Origin of the sequence: Actinacidiphila glaucinigra (genome assembly GCF_900188405.1) — a bacterium.
GTDB lineage: Bacteria > Actinomycetota > Actinomycetes > Streptomycetales > Streptomycetaceae > Actinacidiphila > Actinacidiphila glaucinigra.
Window position 1 is genome coordinate 145,837 of record NZ_FZOF01000016.1, and the last position, 18,015, is coordinate 163,851.

General features: G+C 68.6%; 12 protein-coding genes. 10 read left to right on the plus strand and 2 right to left on the minus strand.

Annotated elements, in window-relative coordinates; translation table 11 throughout:
- Positions 1–129: 129 nt before the first annotated feature.
- The 7 genes from CHF15_RS27360 (at position 130) to CHF15_RS27390 (ending at position 8,564) form a co-directional block, all read left to right on the plus strand.
- Positions 130–687: a ribonuclease HI gene (locus CHF15_RS27360; protein WP_089226538.1), complete on the plus strand. Its 558-nt coding sequence runs from the start codon at positions 130–132 to the stop codon at positions 685–687.
- A 67-nt stretch (positions 688–754) separates the two neighbouring features.
- Positions 755–1,327, plus strand: coding sequence for a hypothetical protein (locus CHF15_RS27365; protein WP_089226539.1), 573 nt, complete (start codon positions 755–757; stop codon positions 1,325–1,327).
- 360 nt (positions 1,328–1,687) lie between these two features.
- Positions 1,688–3,376 (plus strand): hypothetical protein, encoded by a 1,689-nt coding sequence (locus CHF15_RS27370; protein WP_245939067.1) that lies wholly within the window; start codon positions 1,688–1,690, stop codon positions 3,374–3,376.
- Positions 3,377–3,637: 261 nt separating this feature from the next.
- Positions 3,638–4,060: a hypothetical protein gene (locus CHF15_RS27375; protein WP_245939062.1), complete on the plus strand. Its 423-nt coding sequence runs from the start codon at positions 3,638–3,640 to the stop codon at positions 4,058–4,060.
- Entirely contained in the window at positions 4,057–6,141 is a 2,085-nt protein-coding gene (locus CHF15_RS27380; protein WP_089226540.1) for an Hsp70 family protein, read from the plus strand. Before CHF15_RS27375 ends, CHF15_RS27380 begins: the two co-directional genes overlap by 4 nt.
- A gap of 155 nt (positions 6,142–6,296) precedes the next feature.
- On the plus strand, positions 6,297–6,995 hold the full coding sequence (locus CHF15_RS27385; RefSeq protein WP_089226541.1) for a hypothetical protein: 699 nt from the start codon (positions 6,297–6,299) through the stop codon (positions 6,993–6,995).
- 207 nt (positions 6,996–7,202) lie between these two features.
- Positions 7,203–8,564: a hypothetical protein gene (locus CHF15_RS27390; protein WP_089226542.1), complete on the plus strand. Its 1,362-nt coding sequence runs from the start codon at positions 7,203–7,205 to the stop codon at positions 8,562–8,564.
- A 588-nt stretch (positions 8,565–9,152) separates the two neighbouring features.
- On the opposite strand, the gene CHF15_RS27395 is transcribed toward CHF15_RS27390, so the two are convergent.
- The gene (locus CHF15_RS27395; protein WP_143681640.1) at positions 9,153–9,599 is read right to left on the minus strand and encodes a hypothetical protein; all 447 of its coding nucleotides are present in this window, start codon (positions 9,597–9,599) and stop codon (positions 9,153–9,155) included.
- A gap of 543 nt (positions 9,600–10,142) precedes the next feature.
- Between CHF15_RS27395 and CHF15_RS27400 the strand changes: the two genes are divergently transcribed.
- Entirely contained in the window at positions 10,143–10,469 is a 327-nt protein-coding gene (locus CHF15_RS27400; RefSeq protein ID WP_089226544.1) for a hypothetical protein, read from the plus strand.
- 248 nt (positions 10,470–10,717) lie between these two features.
- On the opposite strand, the gene CHF15_RS27405 is transcribed toward CHF15_RS27400, so the two are convergent.
- Complete coding sequence (locus CHF15_RS27405) at positions 10,718–12,934, minus strand: carbohydrate-binding protein (RefSeq protein WP_245939063.1); 2,217 nt, start codon at positions 12,932–12,934, stop codon at positions 10,718–10,720.
- A gap of 336 nt (positions 12,935–13,270) precedes the next feature.
- Here CHF15_RS27405 and CHF15_RS27410 point away from each other — a divergent pair, with 336 nt between their 5' ends.
- Both CHF15_RS27410 and CHF15_RS27415 read left to right on the plus strand, forming a co-directional pair.
- Positions 13,271–13,672 (plus strand): CU044_2847 family protein, encoded by a 402-nt coding sequence (locus CHF15_RS27410; protein ID WP_220093334.1) that lies wholly within the window; start codon positions 13,271–13,273, stop codon positions 13,670–13,672.
- Positions 13,673–13,714: 42 nt separating this feature from the next.
- Positions 13,715–18,013 carry an nSTAND1 domain-containing NTPase gene (locus CHF15_RS27415; protein ID WP_245939064.1) on the plus strand — a complete coding sequence of 1,433 codons (4,299 nt, stop codon included), beginning with the start codon at positions 13,715–13,717 and terminating at the stop codon, positions 18,011–18,013.
- The last annotated feature ends 2 nt before the right edge of the window (positions 18,014–18,015 follow it).

The following is an 18,015-nucleotide window of genomic DNA, read 5'->3' on the forward strand; positions in this document are numbered from 1 at the left end:
CGGGCGTCACGCGCCCCGCCCCTTTCCCGCTGCTCCGATGCCAAGCAAGGAGGTACGTCTGTCATGGGTCGTCGTTCTCCCGTTGTCCACGCACATCGCCCCGCCGCCTCCACTCGCCGCCAGGTGTGCGTGAACGACAAGGTCGAGGCTGCCGCCGGGCCGATCGTGCTCGCCACGGACGCCTCGGTCGGCCCGGACCGGGTGGCCTCTGGCTACCTGGCCACCACCGGCCACACCGGCCTGCGTGCCCACCTCTACCCGAAGCACCTCGTGCGCCCCGGCTCCCGCGTGGTCGTCACCGAACTGCGTGCCGTGTACTGGGGACTCAAGGCGGTTCTCCACACGCACCCGGGCCAGCCCATCGAGGTCCGCGTGGACAACCTGCAGGCGCTGCGGCACCTGCACAGCTGGCAGCAGGGCGGGACGGACATGCCCGAGGGCTACGACACCCACCTGCGCTCCCAGGGCCGCAGGCCCAGCCTGCTCAAGCTGCAGCTGCTCGCCGAGTACACCCCGCACCTGACGTTCGTCCACGAGAAGGCCCACGTCGGCCACCCCCTCAACGAGGCCGCTGACTCCCTGGCCAAGCTAGGCCTGCGCTGCGTACGCGGCACCGTCCCGTGCACCGAACTCCCGCGCTTGGTCCCGCTGTGGGCCACAGGCGCGCTCGCCGCCTGGGCGGCCTGAAACACATTCCAGCTTCACACGCCACACGCACCCGCAAGGTGCACCTACCACATCCCCTGGAGGGACCATGAGCCAGCAGCAGTACCCGCAGCAGCCCCAGCCCGGTTGGGGCGGCCCGCAGCAGCAGGGCTACGGCCCTGCGCCGTTCCAGCCGCAGCCGCCGAAGAAGTCGAAGGCGGGGAAGATCGTCGGCTTGGGCTGCCTCGGCGTCGTCGCCCTCTTCGTTCTGATCGGCATCGCCGCTGCGGCCGGCGGCGGAAACGGCGACGCCACCGACACCAGCGCCAAGGACAAGGCCGTCACCGCCGGCCGCACGCCGGATTCCACCAAGGCCAAGGCGACGCCCGCGCAGAAGACGAAGACGCAGGCCGAGCAGTTCAAGGCCTGCGTCGCCAAGTCCGGCACGGCCACGGAGAAGAAGGCCGTCCAGCACGTGACGAAGGTGACCGGCGCGGATAAGCGGAACGACATCCTGGACTCGGCGGAGGTCTACACCGATTTCACTGGCGGGCTCATGAGTGACAACCAGGGTGACGCGAAGCTCATCGCCTCTGCGTTCACGTCCTGCTACGAGTCCGAGAACGGACTCGTGACCGTCTACGGCCAGGACGGCGACATCATCGCCAACGCCAACTACTGATCTCGTCGACCAAGGCCCCGCCGATCCGGACGGTGGGCCTTGGTGGTTCAAGCGTGCACGCCAACCCCAGGGCTGTGGGAACAGCTTGGGTGGCCACTCGATCGCTGGTATTCATAGCGAGGCTGGAGGAGATCCGCCGGATCCGCAACAACGTCATGCACTGCAACAGCCACGATCCACTGCCGCAGTCGGACGTCGACAAGATCAGGCATCTGAACAACTGTTGGGGGGAGTACGGAGAAGAACCCTGTCGTACGGCACGCGGCGGGTGGCCCGAACCGCTCGTCGTCCAAGGTCACGATACGTACGAGCCCATTTGGATTGTCAGACCGCAGGGATAACCTGTCGGGCGTGTACGACATGACGGACCCGGTCGCCGCCCGGCAAGCAGCGAAAGCCGCCGAACGAGAGCGCCTGGCGCGGGCAGATACGCGCCGAGAGAGCCAGGAGCCCCCAGGGGTGAGTGGTTTCGTTCAGCGCAAGTGGCGTTGGCTTGGCGTCGGGGGTGGCGAGGCCGTAGATGCCGTGCTTGCCATGCTCACGGAAACAGTGGCCGTTGCCGGGGTACCCGAGGCGGAAAGGGCGGTACTCACTCGGGCACTCGAAGGGGATCCGCACCGCGAGGATTTGCTGCCCGCGGTCCGCTCCGGGCTGAGCCACCTGCCGTCGGCGTCGGTCCTCGGCCACATGCGCAACCTTTGGGGCACGGGGGTGCGATGGTTCAACGAGGCGGGCCTGGATCGCTGCCGACTGCTCTGTTCGAACGCGCCCGGCCTGGATCTCGTCAGCAAGCGTTCCCACGCGGTCACAGACGGCCCCGCCTTCTCTCTCTTCGCGACCGCCGCAACCCGTGGCGCTGTCCCCATACCCAACCGCTTCATGGACGGACTCCTCGCCTGGGCCCCCCTGACTGTCATCGACGATCTGGTCGACCACGGTGGTCTGCTGGCCGAGGACGCGCCCTGGAAAGTACGCGAGGAGGAGGAGAGTCTCTACCTGCGCGCGCGTCTCGCTCCCGAGAAGATCACCGACGGGGAGGCAGCACGGCTCGACTGGCAGTCCTATCTACGCCGACAGTCCTTCCTGCGCGGTGAGACGCTCACCCGGCAGGAACCGGACGACGTGTGGGACCTCATGTACGACGTCGTCCTGGACGGTGACGTGGCAGCCCTTGACGTACTCGACGCGGCTCTGCCGCGTGCCCAGCAGATCGAATTGCGCGATCTCAAGTCGGGCGCCGTGTCGGGGCAGTGGCCACTGAGCATGGTCGAGGACCGTGGGCTCTGGCGTCTGATGGCCACTTTGTGGAAACCGCGGGAGCTCGTAGATGCCGGGCGCAGTCCTTTCTACGCGCTCGTCGGCGTGAATCGGGCCTACGACCTGGTCAGGACGGGCGAGGTAGAGGCGGCTGCAGTGCAGGCGCACTCCCTCATCCGTGGCGGCAGCGGCCGGAGGGTCCCCGCGGAGTTGGCGCACGAGGGATTCGCCATCGCGGCGTACGTGGCCGCGGTACAGAGCGAACGGGCCGAGTCGCCCGCAAGGAGGGACAGAATGCTCGATTCCGCAGAGGAGTACGCCGAGAAGGCCGCCGAGCAGGGTCCTGTCGCCGAACGCAACCTGCGACTCTTGCGTGCCTGGAGGGGGACGAGGCGGAACGACCGCGGCCCGTTCGGTAATCCCTTCCTCGAAATCGGCCTCGACCACGGTGCTGACTCGTGGGAGGAGCGCTGTAGGGAGATATTCCGCCAGCGGGAGGGCGATGCCAAGGCCCAGGCCGCCCTGAACTTGGCCGAGGAGCGCATCCGTGGTGCGCTGGGTGACGAGGCTGGCTGGGACGTCTTCTATCGGTTGCCACTCGACCAGTCGCGATACCTCATGCCCGCGCAGGTGCCGCGGCACCTCGTGCCCCCGGTGGAGGCGCTGCCGCGTCGGACTTCAGTGACGAGCGGCGGCGAACTCGAGGCCATCCGCTCCCGTGCCGCGGTCGAACTCCTCGACGACTTCCGGACTACCGCCCCGCGCCTCGACCGCCACAGTTCTGCGCTATGACCACACTGCCGTGCCCTGATCAACTGCCCGTACCGAACGAAGCAGAGCCTGATGCCTCCCAAGAAGAAGATTCACAAGAGAAAGCGCCCGCACCGTCCGTGCCCCGCCTGCGGCCAGACGCAACCCGGTGCAAGGGGCTCGGAGGCACCGCACAAACTCGGGGGCCTGAAGCGTCGCAGCAAACGCGGCTCTGATAGGCCGGCCCAGCCGGTGACGACCGGCGTCGCCGAGGCCCCCGTCTGTCCCGATCCAATCGACGCGATGACAGTGATCAAGGGAGTGACGGAACGCGTTCCGAAGGCCCTGGAGGCCGCCGGGGTCGACGAGGTACCCGCATCTGGGGCGCTTGCCATGGCCGTGCGCAGGGCGGTCCTGGACGAATTCCGTACGCGCGCCCAGTTTGCCGGACGCGTCGCTGAGATCGACGCGCTGCTCTGGTCCCGGACTGGAGACAGCCGCGAGGCCGTCAACGGGGCGATGACGGCGCATCTCCGGGAACTGCGGCTGCTGCGAGTGACGGAGCCGGAAGAAAGCGACCGATTCGTGGTGACCGAGGGCGAGGGAGACGCCTTCGAACTGCTGAGTCCGGCATATGTCGACGAGTTGACAGGAAAGGTCATTCTTGCGGGACAGCTGCGCCGTGTTGCCGGCCCCGCGGGCATGAAGTGGGGGGAAGAAGCATGACGGCAGCCGGGATCGACTTCGGGACCACCAACTCCGTCGCCGCCCAGTGGAACGGCGAATACGTCGAAGTACTGGAGATCGGCGGTCAGGGACTGGACGCCAACTGGGGGCGCAGGGGGTTCGAGCTGCTCTACCCGTCAGTCGTCGGCACGAGCTCCCTGCGGCCGGGCACGCTGTTCGGCTGGGAGGCCAAGCTTCGTTCCGAACAGGCCGTCGAGGCGTGCAAGCGAATGCTGCGTGAGGAACCGTTCGTCAATCTGGGCGGTGAACGGTTCGCCGCAACCACCGCCGCGGCCGGCGTCTTCCACGCCATCGCCAAGGCCGCGGAGGAAGAAGCCGCCACCGAGATCCGCGAGGCCGTCGTCACGGTGCCCGCCAACGCGACCGGCGCGGCCCGATTCCGCACGCGTGAGGCAGCTCGTGCCGCCGGGATCACGGTCCGCACACTGCTGAACGAACCGACGGCAGCGGCAATCGCTTACGCCCACGAGATGGAGGTCGACGGCGAGTTCCTGGTCTTCGACTGGGGCGGCGGCACAATGGACGCCACCCTCCTCCTCCACGACGACGGCTTCTTCGACGAGAAGGCAAGCCGAGGCGTCAACCGCCTCGGCGGCCTCGAAATCGACGCCCGGCTGCGCCGCATGGTCCTCGAGCGGGCGCCCGCTCGCGGACGCTGGAGCGACTCAGAGAAGCGCATGTTCGCCCTCGACATCGAACGGGCCAAGATCCTGCTCTCGCACCAGGAGTCGGTCCCCGTCCAGACACCTGACGGCATCCTCGTCGAGATCGGACAAGACGAGTTTTCCGAAGCCATCCAGGACCTCATCACCCGTGCGCTTGAGCCGGTTGAAGAATGCCTGGAGCAGGCCCGGATCGACCCACAAAAACTCACTGCCGTACTGATGATCGGCGGCAGCAGCCAGATCCCAGCGGTACGCACCGCAGTCTCCGAGGCACTCGGCTGCGAACTCGTCGACACCGCACTGTGCAACCCCATGACCGCGGTGGCCGAAGGAGCAGCGATCAGCGCGGCCGCCATGAACGGCGACCTGAAGAGCATCATCCGCGTGGTCAACACCCACGCCCTCGGCACGATCACCACGGACCGCGACGGCAGGCGACGATTCAGCGCCCTCATCGACCGGAACCAGCGACTGCCCCAACAGCGTGTGAAGTCGTACGAGCCGACCAGGGACAACATCTCCCAGCTGACCGTAGAAGTCTGGGAGGGAGACCCAGACCGCGATGTGGACCACCCGGACAATGTCAAACTGACCGACCTCATCCTGACGTACCCGCGGCATTGCACAGTCGAGGACGGCGTCTTCGACCTGGAGTACACCTACAGCAAGGAAGGTCTGCTGACTGTCAAGGCGACCCTTCAGAAGACCGGAGAGGGCGTCCTCGACGGAGAGGTGAAGGTGTTCGGCGACGGAAACGTCCTGCCGGAGGTGAAGAAGGAACTCGAGCGCCTCCTCGCCCTCGCCCCGTCCGCCCGGCCCGCAGCCACCCCGACCCATCCGCAGCAAGCCCACCCCGCCGTCCAGAAGGGCGAAGTACCCAAGCCCGTCCCGCCACGTTCCTCAGTCCGATCGGCCCATAAGGGCCTGGCGACGCCCCCGCTCATCGTGGACGGCTCCAACCTCGCATGGAACGGCCGGCCCCCACGCACAGCGGGCGGAAAGCCCAGTTTCGCGGCACTGGAGGCGGCTATCCGGTCATTGCGGCTCAAGCACCCCCACCGTGACATTCACGTGGTGGTCGACGCCACTCTGCGCCACGACGTGTCTGCCGACGAGCGCCCCAGGGTGGAAGCTGCCATTGCCGGCGGAGAGGTCGTGCAGCCCCCCGCCGGGACCGAAGGCCGTGGCGACGCGCTGGTGATCAGCATCGCCGAGGAGGTCGGCGGGGTCATCGTCTCCAATGACAACTTCGCACCGTTCCAGAAGGCGAACCCATGGCTCCTGGAGGCGGGGCGGGTCCTAGGGGCTACTCACTCCCAGGGAGTGTGGGTCTTCAACCGGCGCGTACCGAATCCGGCAGCGCCCCGCTCGGCCGAGGTGACGCGCTCGAGGTAGCGAGGCGCGGACTGTGACACTCGCTACGGGGGTTCACCAGTCCGCGCCCAAACAGCGAATTGGGCTATCTCAGCCCGAGGGGGAAGGCCCACCGCAGACCGCCTACACGATGCCGATCACACGAAGACGCCACAACAAATGATCAGGGGGAGCACGTGGAGGAACAGGACATCAACGCGGTCGTCATAGCCGCCAACCGGCTGGACATCATCCGGTGCGGACCGGAGTCCGGGCTGAAGCGGTGGGCTCATCTGTCGCTGTGTGTGCTCGACGCGGTCTTCTCGATCAACGCCCATTACTCAGGCGTCGTGAACGTGTGCCGCAGATACGCCGACCATGTGGGCCTTGAGCACCGGCTGTACCTGCGCGGCACCGAGCACCCCGGTGGTGAGGAGCCGCTGTCCCTGTTCGCGCAGTGTGCTGCGGACATGGACGCCCTGGCCGCCGTCCTCGACAACCGTGGACGCACGTCTCCGAGGGGCGGCATCCTCAAGGCCGAGGCGGCCATGGAATACGCGCGGATCCTCGTGGACCACGGCGTGGATCTCCTCATCGACGTCGAGAAGCTGCTGGCCGACGAAAATCGCCTCGCCAAGGTTGAGAAGGCGCTGGCCCGGGTGCCGGGTCATGGCGCCCACGGGGTCCGGGTCAGCTACCTGTGGATGCTCGCCGGCGACGACACGGGCATCAAGCCGGACCGCATGGTCCTGAACTGGCTTGCCCACGTTCTGAAGCGTCCGATGGGCGTACCTGAGGCCCGCACACTGCTGACTGCCGCAGCACAATTTATCGGCTGCACCCCCTGGGAACTCGATCATGCCATCTGGCTGCATCAGCGCGGCATGGGCAAGTAACGCACTTCACGGCACCAAGACCAGCGGTTTCGCCCTGTTCCGCGATGCGGCCACCCGGATTTGGCGGTTCGAAATGCCCACCAGCCACGTGGCCGCTCCCACCGAGGACGTGGTGTACAACTGCGGCGTCAAAGCCGCAGTTGTCGCGTCATGAACAAACGCACGTATCCGAGAGGAATCGGTCCACAACCAGGGGGACACGCCGCAGTGAGCGAGAGCGAGCACGCCGTCGAAGAGCCGGACTGGGATGAGTACGAGTACGACGATGGGCGCTGGGTTGACGACGACGAGAAGGTGCGCACAGCACTGGAAGAGGCTAGGCGCTCACCACAGCAAGGGGTGCCGCGCCTGCTCGGCATGCTTACCGATACGGACCTCGACGGTTGGAGGGAGTACGGCACGGATCTCAGCCGCCGACAGCAGATCCTCGATTGGCTGCTCCAGCAGCGGGGTGATGTGGCAGCGGCGGCGACGTGGGTCTGTCTCAACGCGCAGAGCATGTACGAGTTGCAGGTCATCTACTTGTCCGCCGATCATCCGCGCGAGCAGAAGCCCGGCGAGCAGGATTCTCACGGGCGGACGAAACCGTACGATTGGGCGCCGGCACTGCGCTTGCTCGTGAGCGCGCAGGACCTCGACGAAGACCTGCGCATGGAAGCCGTAGGCTCGCTCCTTCAGGGCGAAGCCACGCTCAAGGACGTCCAACGGATCGCGCCGGACCTGGACCTCGAGGCCATGGTCGGCGGCTGGCCGGGGGTCTCCGACTCGACCATCGAGCTCATCCAGGTGGACATCGCCGGGGACGGGTCGCGTCCCTGGTCGGCACGGCTGAGCGCGCTGGAGCACTTGCGGGAGGAGAACCCGCTGTTGGCCGACTCCGCGGCAGTCGCAATGATCAAGGATCTTCCCGCCGACGGCATCCGCCCCTCCGAACTTGCCCTTCTCGCTACTCGCGTCAGGACGGACCTGCTGCGCTCCATCGCGGAGGCTGACGATGCGGATGCCTTCTGGCACAGAGAGCAAGCCTTCGATGTGACCATGCTCACCTTGGACGCGGCTGCACGACAGACCCCACATGGCCTTCCAGGTCACTGGGTTCACGAGGAGGTGCGAGAGGCAGTACGGGAGCGGTGGGGTCCGAACGGACTCACCGACGGGCGCCTGGACGACGAGGACTTGATCGACCTCAACAGCCTGGTGCACAGGTATCTGGCCTATCGCCGGGACCTGGCCGCTTCGCTACTGGACGACATGGCATTGTTCGAGCGGTCGGCGGTCACCTGGTCAGTCTTTCCGATGGCCTTCGGTGTCGTGGTCGCCCACGTCGGCGACGACGACGAGTGGCTGGCGATACGTACATGCCCGAATCCCACCACCGAACCGTCAGTGAAGTGGAAGATGAGCCTGTACGCCTCGGGCACAGGGCTCGTGGCCCAGCAGTCGGGCATTGATGCACTGACAGCGATCGGCAGGCTGGAGACCGCGGACAATTTTCACGTTGCCCGACTGCGCCAGTCTTTCCGGGCCGGCTGGTCTGCCCTGCTCGACACGCTTCACGGTTGCCCGTGACCATGGAATTGGGTCAGGGGGATAGGCATAGAGGAACAGGGCGTCAACGCAGTCGCCCTCCGCATCACCACGGAGGCCAAGAGTGGTCGCGTAGACGACCGAAAGCCCCGACCCCCTGAAATGGGGAGGGGGCCCCTCGTCATGTCCAAGGGGTCTGCGACGCTCACCACTTGGGCGACAGCCTCCGACCTCGGCTGACGCTCCCGCCCCCTGTTCCCGCAGCCCCCTGGGGCCTCCGATGGGAACGTCATGGGAACGGAAGGCCGGGTAAAGCCCGGGAATGATCCGACAGGCACGGAACGCCCCATCATCCTGACCAGGAAGAACAGTGGAACCGGGGGAAGATCATCACGGACAGGGGAGACTCTGGGGGCTCTTGTAAAGCGAAGGTCGTCGGTTCGAACCCGACCACGCGGCTCTTACTGAGCAGTGACAACGCCCCAGGCCGGGATCGGCCCAGGGTGTTTGACGTCCGCGGGTGACATCAACCGGGGCGGTCACTCACGGTCGAGGCGGCGTCTAAGGCCTCAGGGCAGGTTCGCCCTGGACCTTGATCGGTCCAGACGCGGTGAATCGGGCACCCGCCGGTCACCCATCGTGGATGTCCGGTCGGACCTCCACGATGATGTCCGCGTCCGCCTCGTCGCCCTCCTCCTCACGCCAGAGGAGGACGCGCACGTGCCTCGCCCTGGAAAGGCCGCGAACCGTCCACTCGGTCATCAGGTCGGCGACGACGAGGGCGACGGCGTATCGGGGGCCCTCGCTCGAATCGTCGGCGGTGATCGTGCCCCGCCACCGCTCGGAATCCCTGCCATAAGGGCGCCATCCCTCCGAGCCGTGCGGCTCGAAGACCCGGTACACCCAATCCGTCTCGGTGCCCATAGCACCGATGCTGTCACTGCAAAGAGTCTGCTGCGCCGTATCGGATCGACGCCCGCTGAGCGCGGGTCGATCGCTTCCAACAACTGCCCCGAAGTCCTGGAGCTGGACGACGGCGAATTCCTCGTCGTCGGGGAGCGGCTCGGCGCCGGACATGACCCCCGGACGACTGGCATTGAGACCCGCCTGCCACGCGATCTCGCCACCCTGTTCCCAGCCACATTCCGGGCAGCGAACCCCTGCGTACACGTGGTCTCACGCGTGATCCAGGGCCCGCCAGTGCTCCTCCTTCGAACTGGGCGAACCGCAGCGAACGCAGCCAACGGTCACCCTGGCGACCTCGGGGTGCTTCGCCCCATTGGCCCGGTGCTGTACGCCGCGGCGCCTCGGCTCCACCCCTCTGAGTGGATGCTGTACGGCACGAGGGGCGCCAGGAGGTCGAACCGCGGGTTCTCATGGACGGCCACTTCGCCCCCCCATCCCGGGGCCGTTGCCCCGAAGCCGCGGGCTTCGCGGCCTGCGCCGATGTGCAGGGCCTTCGGCGGTCGTCAATCCCACTCCACCATGATCAAGAAACAACGGTACGCATTCCGTCACACCAATGGGGGTACCGAATGGCGGTTCCCTTCCGCCCCGCCCAGTCTGGGCTGGTGCGTTCGATTCGTCCGAATGCGCGAGCCACTCAAGGGAGGTCGAACCATGATCCGCACCAAGCTCCTCGCCCTGGCCGCCGCCCCCGCGCTGGCTCTTAGCCTGGCGTCCCCTGCGCTGGCTGTGGAAGTGACCGCCTCGTCCCCCGACACCGTGAACAGTCCGGTGGGGTCGATCGAGGCCAACCAAAGCAAGACCGTCACTGTCACCTGTCCTGCGGGCACCAATGCCATCAGTGGTGGCTGGAAGGTGTCCTCCGCCAGCATCGACGTGACGGACAACCGTGCGATGAGCGCCACGCAGTGGCAGATCACATTCCAAAACGAGTCGAAGAACTCAGGCACTGTGCAGGCGTTCGCCCGCTGCATGGCCTGATGGCGAGTACCAGACAGGGCAGGTCGGCCCGTTCACCGCACCGCCAGACGCTGAACGGGAAGGCCGAGCAGCCCCCAGCGCCGTAACCGGCTGACCGCGAAGGACGACGAGGACGCTGCGGACGGATACGGACGGCTGTACTGCTCTGGACGGCACAAGACCCAGGTCGGGAATCCATCCCCGACCTGGGCCTTTCCTCAACTGTCACGTGTAGCCACGCTCGCACCGGCGCTACGTGGCCGGGAGCGCTACGACAACCGCAGGTAGTCGATGTTGAAGCCACCCGTCTCGCAGAACAGCCTGACCACCTGGTCGCCCGCGGCCAGGCTGACCGGTACGTGCACGGACTGGTAGGTGGCCCAGCCGCCCGTGTCCGGCACGGACACCGAGGCCAGAGTGGTGTCGCCGGCGTCACGGAAGGACAGCGCGCCCGGGACGGCCGCGCCGGAGCCGGTGGCTACGCGGAGCTCCAGGTCGTACGTACCGGCCTTCGGCACGTCGACCGCGTAGTCCAGCCAGTTGCCCGCCGCCGTCCACCCCACGTTCGCGCCGCCGCTCGCGGCGGGGTTGGACTCGATGAAGTTGGCTCCGCCCGCCGTCCAGCCGTGCTGCGCGGCGTACGACTCCGCCTCGACCCGCACCCCGACCGGCGCGCTGTGCGGCCGTACCGTCACGTGCAGGGTCACCTGTGCGTGCGCCGTGCCGTCGGTGACGACCACCGTCACGTCCTGCTCGCCGGCGACCGTCGGCTTGAGGGTCACCGTTCCCGTGGCGGGGTCTACGGTCACGCCGTCCGGCAGGTCGGTCGCGTAGAAGGCGAGGCGGTCGCCGTCGCGGTCGGTGGCCTTGAGTGGCACCTGCGTCGTGCCGTACTGGTCGGCCACCACGTCGGGTACCGGGGCCACCACGGGCGCCCTGTTGTGGGGGTGCCGGGGGATGCGCTGCTGCCAGCGGTACGTGGCGTACGAGTTCGCCGGGACCTTCACCACGAACGACTTGCCGGCGAGCGCGACCCGCACCGTGGCATCCGTGCTGTTGCTGTTGCCGAGGACCGCGACGAACCTGTCGGTGCCGTGTCGGTAGACGACGTTGCTCACACCGTTGTCAGTGGTGCTCGACTCCAGGCGTACGTCCCCGGGCGTCAGGTACTTGGCGAACTGGCCCATGGCGTAGAGCTCGTCGCGGACGGTGAAGTCCCTGGTCGTGGTGTTCACCTTGACCAGGCGGTCGGGCCACTTCGTGGTCGCGCCGATCTCGTCCCAGTCGACGTTGTTGTCCCGTGCGGGCGTCCAGTGCAGCGTGCCGCCGTCCTGGTCGGTGGCCTGCGCCCACAGGACGTAGGAGCTCGCGTCGAGGCGGAAGTAGTCCAGGATGGTCGCTGCGGACAGGTCGCTGGTCTCGGTCATGTGGACCGGCTTGCCGGTCTGCTCGAACGCGTCGCGCATGACCTTCGGATCGCCCCAGTAGGGGTGGAAGGCCACGGCGTCCGTCGCGTTCAGGACCTGCCGGCCGGTCACGGACCCGTCCGGCGCGTCGTCGAAGATGCGGTGGTAGTTCTTCGTCGCCGTGCTGTTCGGGTCGCGCCAGTCCCAGAAATTGAAGTCGTGGACGTAGAGTCCCGTGCTCAGGTCCGCCTTGCGTAGGGCCTTCTTGATCGCGAGGGCGAGCTTCTGCTGCTGGGCGACATCGATGTCCATCGCCGGGTAGACCACGTCCATGCCGGGCTCGTTCAGCAGGGTCAGCGCGTCGACCCGGATGCCGTGCTTGGCGTACGCCTGGACGAACTTGACGTAGTAACGGGCGAAGACGTCGATGCAGTCGTCCCGGAGCTTGCCGACCTGGTAGTACTCCGTCGTGCTTCCGGGCTTGAGAGCGACCTCTCCCGTGAACCGGTTGTTGGTCTTCATCCAGGCCGGAGCGCTCCACGCGGACGCGAAGAACGTGGCCTTCGGGTTGTAGTGCTGGATCAGCTTGATGGTGTCGACGATGTGCAGGTCGATGTCGCGCTGGATGGAGAAGTACTTCAGCCGGAAGTCGTCGGTGACTCCGGCGGGAAGGTCGTCCTCCGACCAGAAGGGCAGGTGCTCGATGAGGTCGGGGCTGCCGATCGTGAGTCGGAACCGGTTCAGGCCCGCCCCGGTCTTCGGGTCGACGAGCAGACGGACGGCCTCCTCACGCTTGGCGGGGGTGAGCTTCCACAGATTGGACACGCTCGTCTCGTCGATGGAGAACCCGATGCCCGAGTACTTCTGACGCGGGCTGCTCGGGTCGACGACGACGGTCGCGTCGGTGGGGGCGCCCTGGCTCACGGCCGGCGACGGCTGCCACGCGTGGCCGGCCCCCGTGGAGTAGGTGCCCGTCACGGAGGGTCCGTGGTGCGGTACGGCGGCCGGGGCCGCCGACTCCGTGCCGACGAGAATGACCATGGTGAGAGCTGCGGCTGCCCCGATGAGGGAACGTCTCACGATGTCCTTCCTTTCTGGTGGGATGCGCGGGTCGTACGTGGTCCCGATCCCTCGGACGGATCCGCCCCCTCTCCCTCCTCAGGACGCGAGCAGATCGAAACAGCGTTGTCGGTGTTCTGTCAAGGCATGAAAAAAGGCGTGAAGAAAGTTCCTCGGCGCTTCCCCGGCGACATCCAGCGGCGCGCCGGACGACCCGCGGGTGCCGTGGCTTCGACTCGCGCTGGGGCCGCCGGAATCTCCGCGGCGCTCCGTGCAGTGCTCAACCCCACTCGTCCTGCGGCGCGTTGAAGACCGTTAAGATCGCGGCACTCTGCCCCGGAGTGAAGGAGGACCGCCATGGCCGACCGGTCTGTGCACACCGTGGAAGTGCCGTTGGGCGACGGCGGCGACGACGTCGTGCGGGTCCAGATCCGCGAGGTGGACGAGAGCCTCGTCCGGGTCGGACGCGGCGGCCGCGCGGTGGCGAGGGCCGAACGCTCCCTCGGGCAGATGCTGGACACCGTCCGGCCCGTCGCGGACAGCTTCGTGAACCGCTTCCGCGGCATGGTCAACCCCCCGGACGAGGTGACCCTCGAATTCGGCGTCTCCCTGTCCGCCGAGGCAGACGTCGTGATCGCCAGCACCGCCACGGCCGCCAACTTCGCGGTCACCCTGACCTGGCACCGGGATGAGAACCGGAGTGAGAACCGGGAAGAGAACCCGGGTGACCGGACGGCCCTCAACGGGGATACTCCGTAACGGAGTTGACCCAACGGGGGTCACGGGGGCCCGGAGGTTGCGGTGACGGCTGCGATGGCGGGGACACGGGCGGGCGCCGGTGCCGCGTCCCGAAGCCCCGAAGAGGCACTGGCCGCTGCCGTCGTCCGCGTCAAGGGTCCCGGCGGCGAACTCGCCGGCGCCGGCTTCCTCGTCGCCCCCGACCTCGTGCTGACCTGCGCGCACGTGGTCAGCGACGCCCTCGGCCGGCCCCGCGAGGACGAGGTGGAGGCCGGCACCGAGGTCTACGTAGACCTGCCCTTCGCCTCGGGCGGCGCCGCCGCCGAGGTCGAGCGCTGGGTCCCCGTACGGGACGACCAGACCGGCGACATCGCGGTCCTCCGCCTGCGCGCGGCCATCCCCGGCGCCCACCCGGTGCACATGGCCGACACCGAACGGGTGTGGGGACACGACGTACGCGTACCGGGTTTCCCCCGGCGCTCCCCGGGAGGCGTCTGGCACTACGGACGGCTCCGCGGCGTCACCGCCGAGGGCTGGGTGCAGCTCTCGCAGGCGGATCCGCACGGCGTGCCCGTCGAAGAGGGCTTCAGCGGCAGCCCGGTCTGGGACGAGCAACTGCGGGCCGTCGCCGGGATGGTCGTCGTGATCCAGCCCGGCGGCGTCCAGCAGAGCTTCCTGGTGCCCACCCGCACACTCGTCTCCGAACTGCCCGACCTCGCACCCGTGGTGCGTCCCGCCTCTCCGTACCGCGGCCTGTCGACCTTCCAGGAGGCCGACTCCGAGGTCCTCTTCGGCCGCCGCGACGACATCGCCGACGTCACCGCGCTCCTCGCCGGGCCGGAGCCGTGCGTCACCCTCGTCGGCCCCTCCGGCTGCGGCAAGTCCTCGCTCGCCCGCGCCGGTGTGGTGCCGCGGATGCGCGAGCGGGGCCACGCCGTCCTCGTGGTGCGCGCCGGCGAGGACTCCTCCCTGCGGGCGGCACTCGCCTCGGAGCTCGTGACGGCCGTCCGCCCCGACCTGCGCGGGGCCGCGAGGGCGCAGGAGGCCCGGCAGGTCGAGGACCTCCTCGCGGAGCGCGGCCTCGTGGACGTCCTGCGCACCACCAGCGGGGAAGCGGAGCAGCGGCTGCTCGTCCTGCTCGACCAGGGCGAGGAACTCCTCGCGGAACCGAACGAAGCGGTCGAGGAGGCCGTCCGGCTGCTGTTCCCCGAGCGCCGGCCCGAAGGGCTGCGGGTGCTGGTCACCCTCAGGTCCGACCTCACGGACGCCGCCCTCAACCATCCGCACCTCGGCCCCGCACTCGGCCGCGGCAGCGTGCGGCTGCTCGCCCCCATGTCCCGCGCGCAGCTGGAGCAGGTGATCCGCAGCCCCCTCGAACTGACTCCCGCCGTCACCTACGACGACGGACTCGTGGAGCGGATGCTGGACGACGCGGGCGACGGCCCCGGCGCCCTGCCGCTGCTGGGCTTCGTCATGGCGCAGCTGTGGGACGGACAGGCCGGCGGCCGCCTCAGGTTCGACACCTACCGCGAAGTGGGAGGCGTACGAGGCGCGTTGGGCCAGTACGCCGAGACCGCCTGGCGCGGGTACGTCCGCAAGGACGACGAAGCCGAGGCCATGCGGCTGCTCACCGACCTCGTCCGGTTCCTGCCGGGCGGCGACGCCCCGATACGCAACGCCCTGCGGCAGGAGGACGCGGGCGAGGAGCGCTGGCGGATCGCGACCGCGCTCGCCGAGCGGCGCCTGCTCGTCCTGCGCGGCGGAGGCGGTGAGGCGGTCACCGCCGAACTCGCCCACGAGGCGCTGATCGGCGCCTGGAAGCGGCTCGAGGAACGGGTGCGCGAAGAACGCAGGTTCCTGGCCTGGCGGGCGGAGCTGCGGCACGACGTGGAGCGCGGACAGCTGCTGGAGGACGAGCCGCTGGCGGAGGCGGAGCAGTGGGTGGCGCAGCGCGGTCCCGCACTGACCGACGCGGAACGCCGGTTCATCGAGCGCTCCGCTGATCGACGTTCGGCACGGGAGGAACTCGCGCGGCGGCGACAACGGCAGAAGCGCTGGCTCATCGGCGGGCTCGCTCTTCTGACGGTGCTCGCGCTGGTCACCTCCGGACTCTTCCTTCGGCGCAACGCGCAACTCGACGGACAGCTCCGGCGGTCGGCGTCCGAGCAACTGGCCGTGAAAGCCGAGCAGCTCGACGACGTGTCGGTGGCGACGTCGGCGCTGTTCTCGGCGGCGGCGTACCGGACGGCTCAGGATCCGGCGGCGCGCACCGCGCTGATCAGGCAGTATCTGCGGCTCCGCCACGTGGAGCGCGTGGTGTGGGACGACCACGCCCCGGTCCGCGACGTCGCGATGAGCGAGGACGGCCGGCGGATCAACGTGGGCATGACCTCCGGTGACGCCGTCGGCCTGACGCTCGGCACGGACGAGGTACGCGAACGGGGCCTGCCGACGGGATCGAAGATCGTCGCGCTCTCGCCCGACGGGCGGATCTCCGCGCGGGCGTCCGTCAGCGGGAAGGTGTCCCTGGGAATCGGACCGGACGCAGGCGACGAGTGGCGCACGGTCGTCCTGCGGGACGGCGACGCCGTACGGGCCAACGCCCGCGCCGCCACCGACCTCCGCTTCGACGCCACAGGGGGCAGGGTGCTCGCCGCCCAGCCCGGCGAAGGCGTCCTCGTCTGGGAGTCCGAGAGCGGCCGGCGTGTAGGCAAGACGCTGCGCCCGCCGAAGGGCTGGCAGACCGGCCAGGCGTGGTTCGGCCCGGAGGGGACCGTGATCGGCCGGATCACCCAGGAAGGCGTGGCCGAAGGAGCCCAGGGCCGCCTGGTCCGCTGGAACCTCGCCACCGGCCGCCTGGACGCGGAGACCTGGGGAACGGACCTGACCGGCACCGTCACGGTCAGCGGCGACGGCCGGACGCTCGTGCGGTGCACCCCCGACGGGATCCTGCAGTCCTGGGACCTCACCGGTACGCCGAAGGTCCGCCACCAGTACAACACGCGACAACTGGGCCTCGTCTGCCCGCTGTACACGCCGCGCCTGGACCGGACCGGCCGCTTCCTCCTCAACCCGGTGCAGCGTTACGGCGCCACTCTCGGCAGGTTCCGCTTCCTCGTCCTCGACCTGGCGCAAGGGCGCCCCGCGACCCTCGACCTGCCCGCGCCCGCGCAAGAGGACGATTCGTTCACTGGCAGCTCCCAGCCGCTCGCCGTGGCGCTCACCGGACCGCCCGGCAAGCTCAGGGCCGCGGTCGGTATCGGGGCGACGGTGATGGTGGCGCGGGTTCCGGTGCCGTCCGCGTTCGACAGCGCGATGCTCACCGCCCGGATCAGGACCGTGGACGCCGACCGCGACCGCGTCGTCAGCGTCGACGCCGACGGCAACGGTCTGCGCCTTTGGGACCTGCGGACGCACCGCGCGCTGGCGGCGGTGCGGCCGTCCCGTCCGCTGGCCGCCCTGTACGGCACGTTCAGCCCCGACGGCACACGGGTCCTCACGCCGGCGGCCGACGGCCGCACCGTCCTGGTCTGGGAGGTCCGCGGGAACACACTGAGAGAACAGGACCCGATAGATCTGCCGCGACCGCCCGGCATCGACCCCACGAGCCCGGACCCGCGCTCCGGGCGCACACCGGCGTGGATCACCCTGACCTTCGACGACCCGGACCATGTGGTGATCTCGGCGCTTTCGTACGTCGTGCGCTGGGACCTGGCGCGCGGCCGGGCGGTGGGCACGCCCTACCGGCCCAGGGCCCAGGAGCCGGTCGAGGTGTCCATCGCCGCCGCCGGCACCTGGGCGGTGGCCCGCCCGGGACACGGGCAGGCGGCGGTGCGCACACCCTCCGGGGACGTCGACATCGTGATCTGGGACTTCGAGGAGGGCCGCGAGATCGAGTCGATCGACATCGAGGAGGCGGCCGTCGTCAAGCAGGTGGCCTTCGACCCGACCGGACGGCTCCTGGCGGTGCTGACCTACGACGGCGCCGTACGGGTGTGGGACATGGACCGGAAAGGCAAGCAGAAGTGGCGCGAGCCGCTGACGTACCGGGGTGTCCAGTGGCTCGGTGCCTTCTCCTCTGAGTCCACCCTGAGCACCCAGAGCACGCTGAACGAGTACACGACCTGGGATCTGGGCAGCGGCACGGAGCGCTACCACTTCACACCCGGGTACGGCGCGACCGCCGACCTCACCGAGGACGGCACGTCCATGGGCCTGGTCGACGGGTCGGACGGGTACGTCCTCACGCTCGATCCTGAGCGATGGCTGGAGAAGCTCTGCGCGGTGGCGGGGCGGGGCCTCAGGGCGGGGGAGAAGGCCCTGACCCCGCCGGGCAGCCGGACGGACCACGTCTGCGGCTGAGC

Coding starts and splice junctions, on each gene's coding strand:
- CHF15_RS27365 (WP_089226539.1), top strand. CDS start 755: ATGAGCCAGCAGCAGTACCCGCAGCAGCCCCAGCCCGGTTGGGGCGGC.
- CHF15_RS27370 (WP_245939067.1), top strand. CDS start 1,688: ATGACGGACCCGGTCGCCGCCCGGCAAGCAGCGAAAGCCGCCGAACGA.
- CHF15_RS27375 (WP_245939062.1), top strand. CDS start 3,638: ATGACAGTGATCAAGGGAGTGACGGAACGCGTTCCGAAGGCCCTGGAG.
- CHF15_RS27380 (WP_089226540.1), top strand. CDS start 4,057: ATGACGGCAGCCGGGATCGACTTCGGGACCACCAACTCCGTCGCCGCC.
- CHF15_RS27395 (WP_143681640.1), bottom strand. CDS start 9,599: ATGTCCGGCGCCGAGCCGCTCCCCGACGACGAGGAATTCGCCGTCGTC.
- CHF15_RS27400 (WP_089226544.1), top strand. CDS start 10,143: ATGATCCGCACCAAGCTCCTCGCCCTGGCCGCCGCCCCCGCGCTGGCT.
- CHF15_RS27410 (WP_220093334.1), top strand. CDS start 13,271: ATGGCCGACCGGTCTGTGCACACCGTGGAAGTGCCGTTGGGCGACGGC.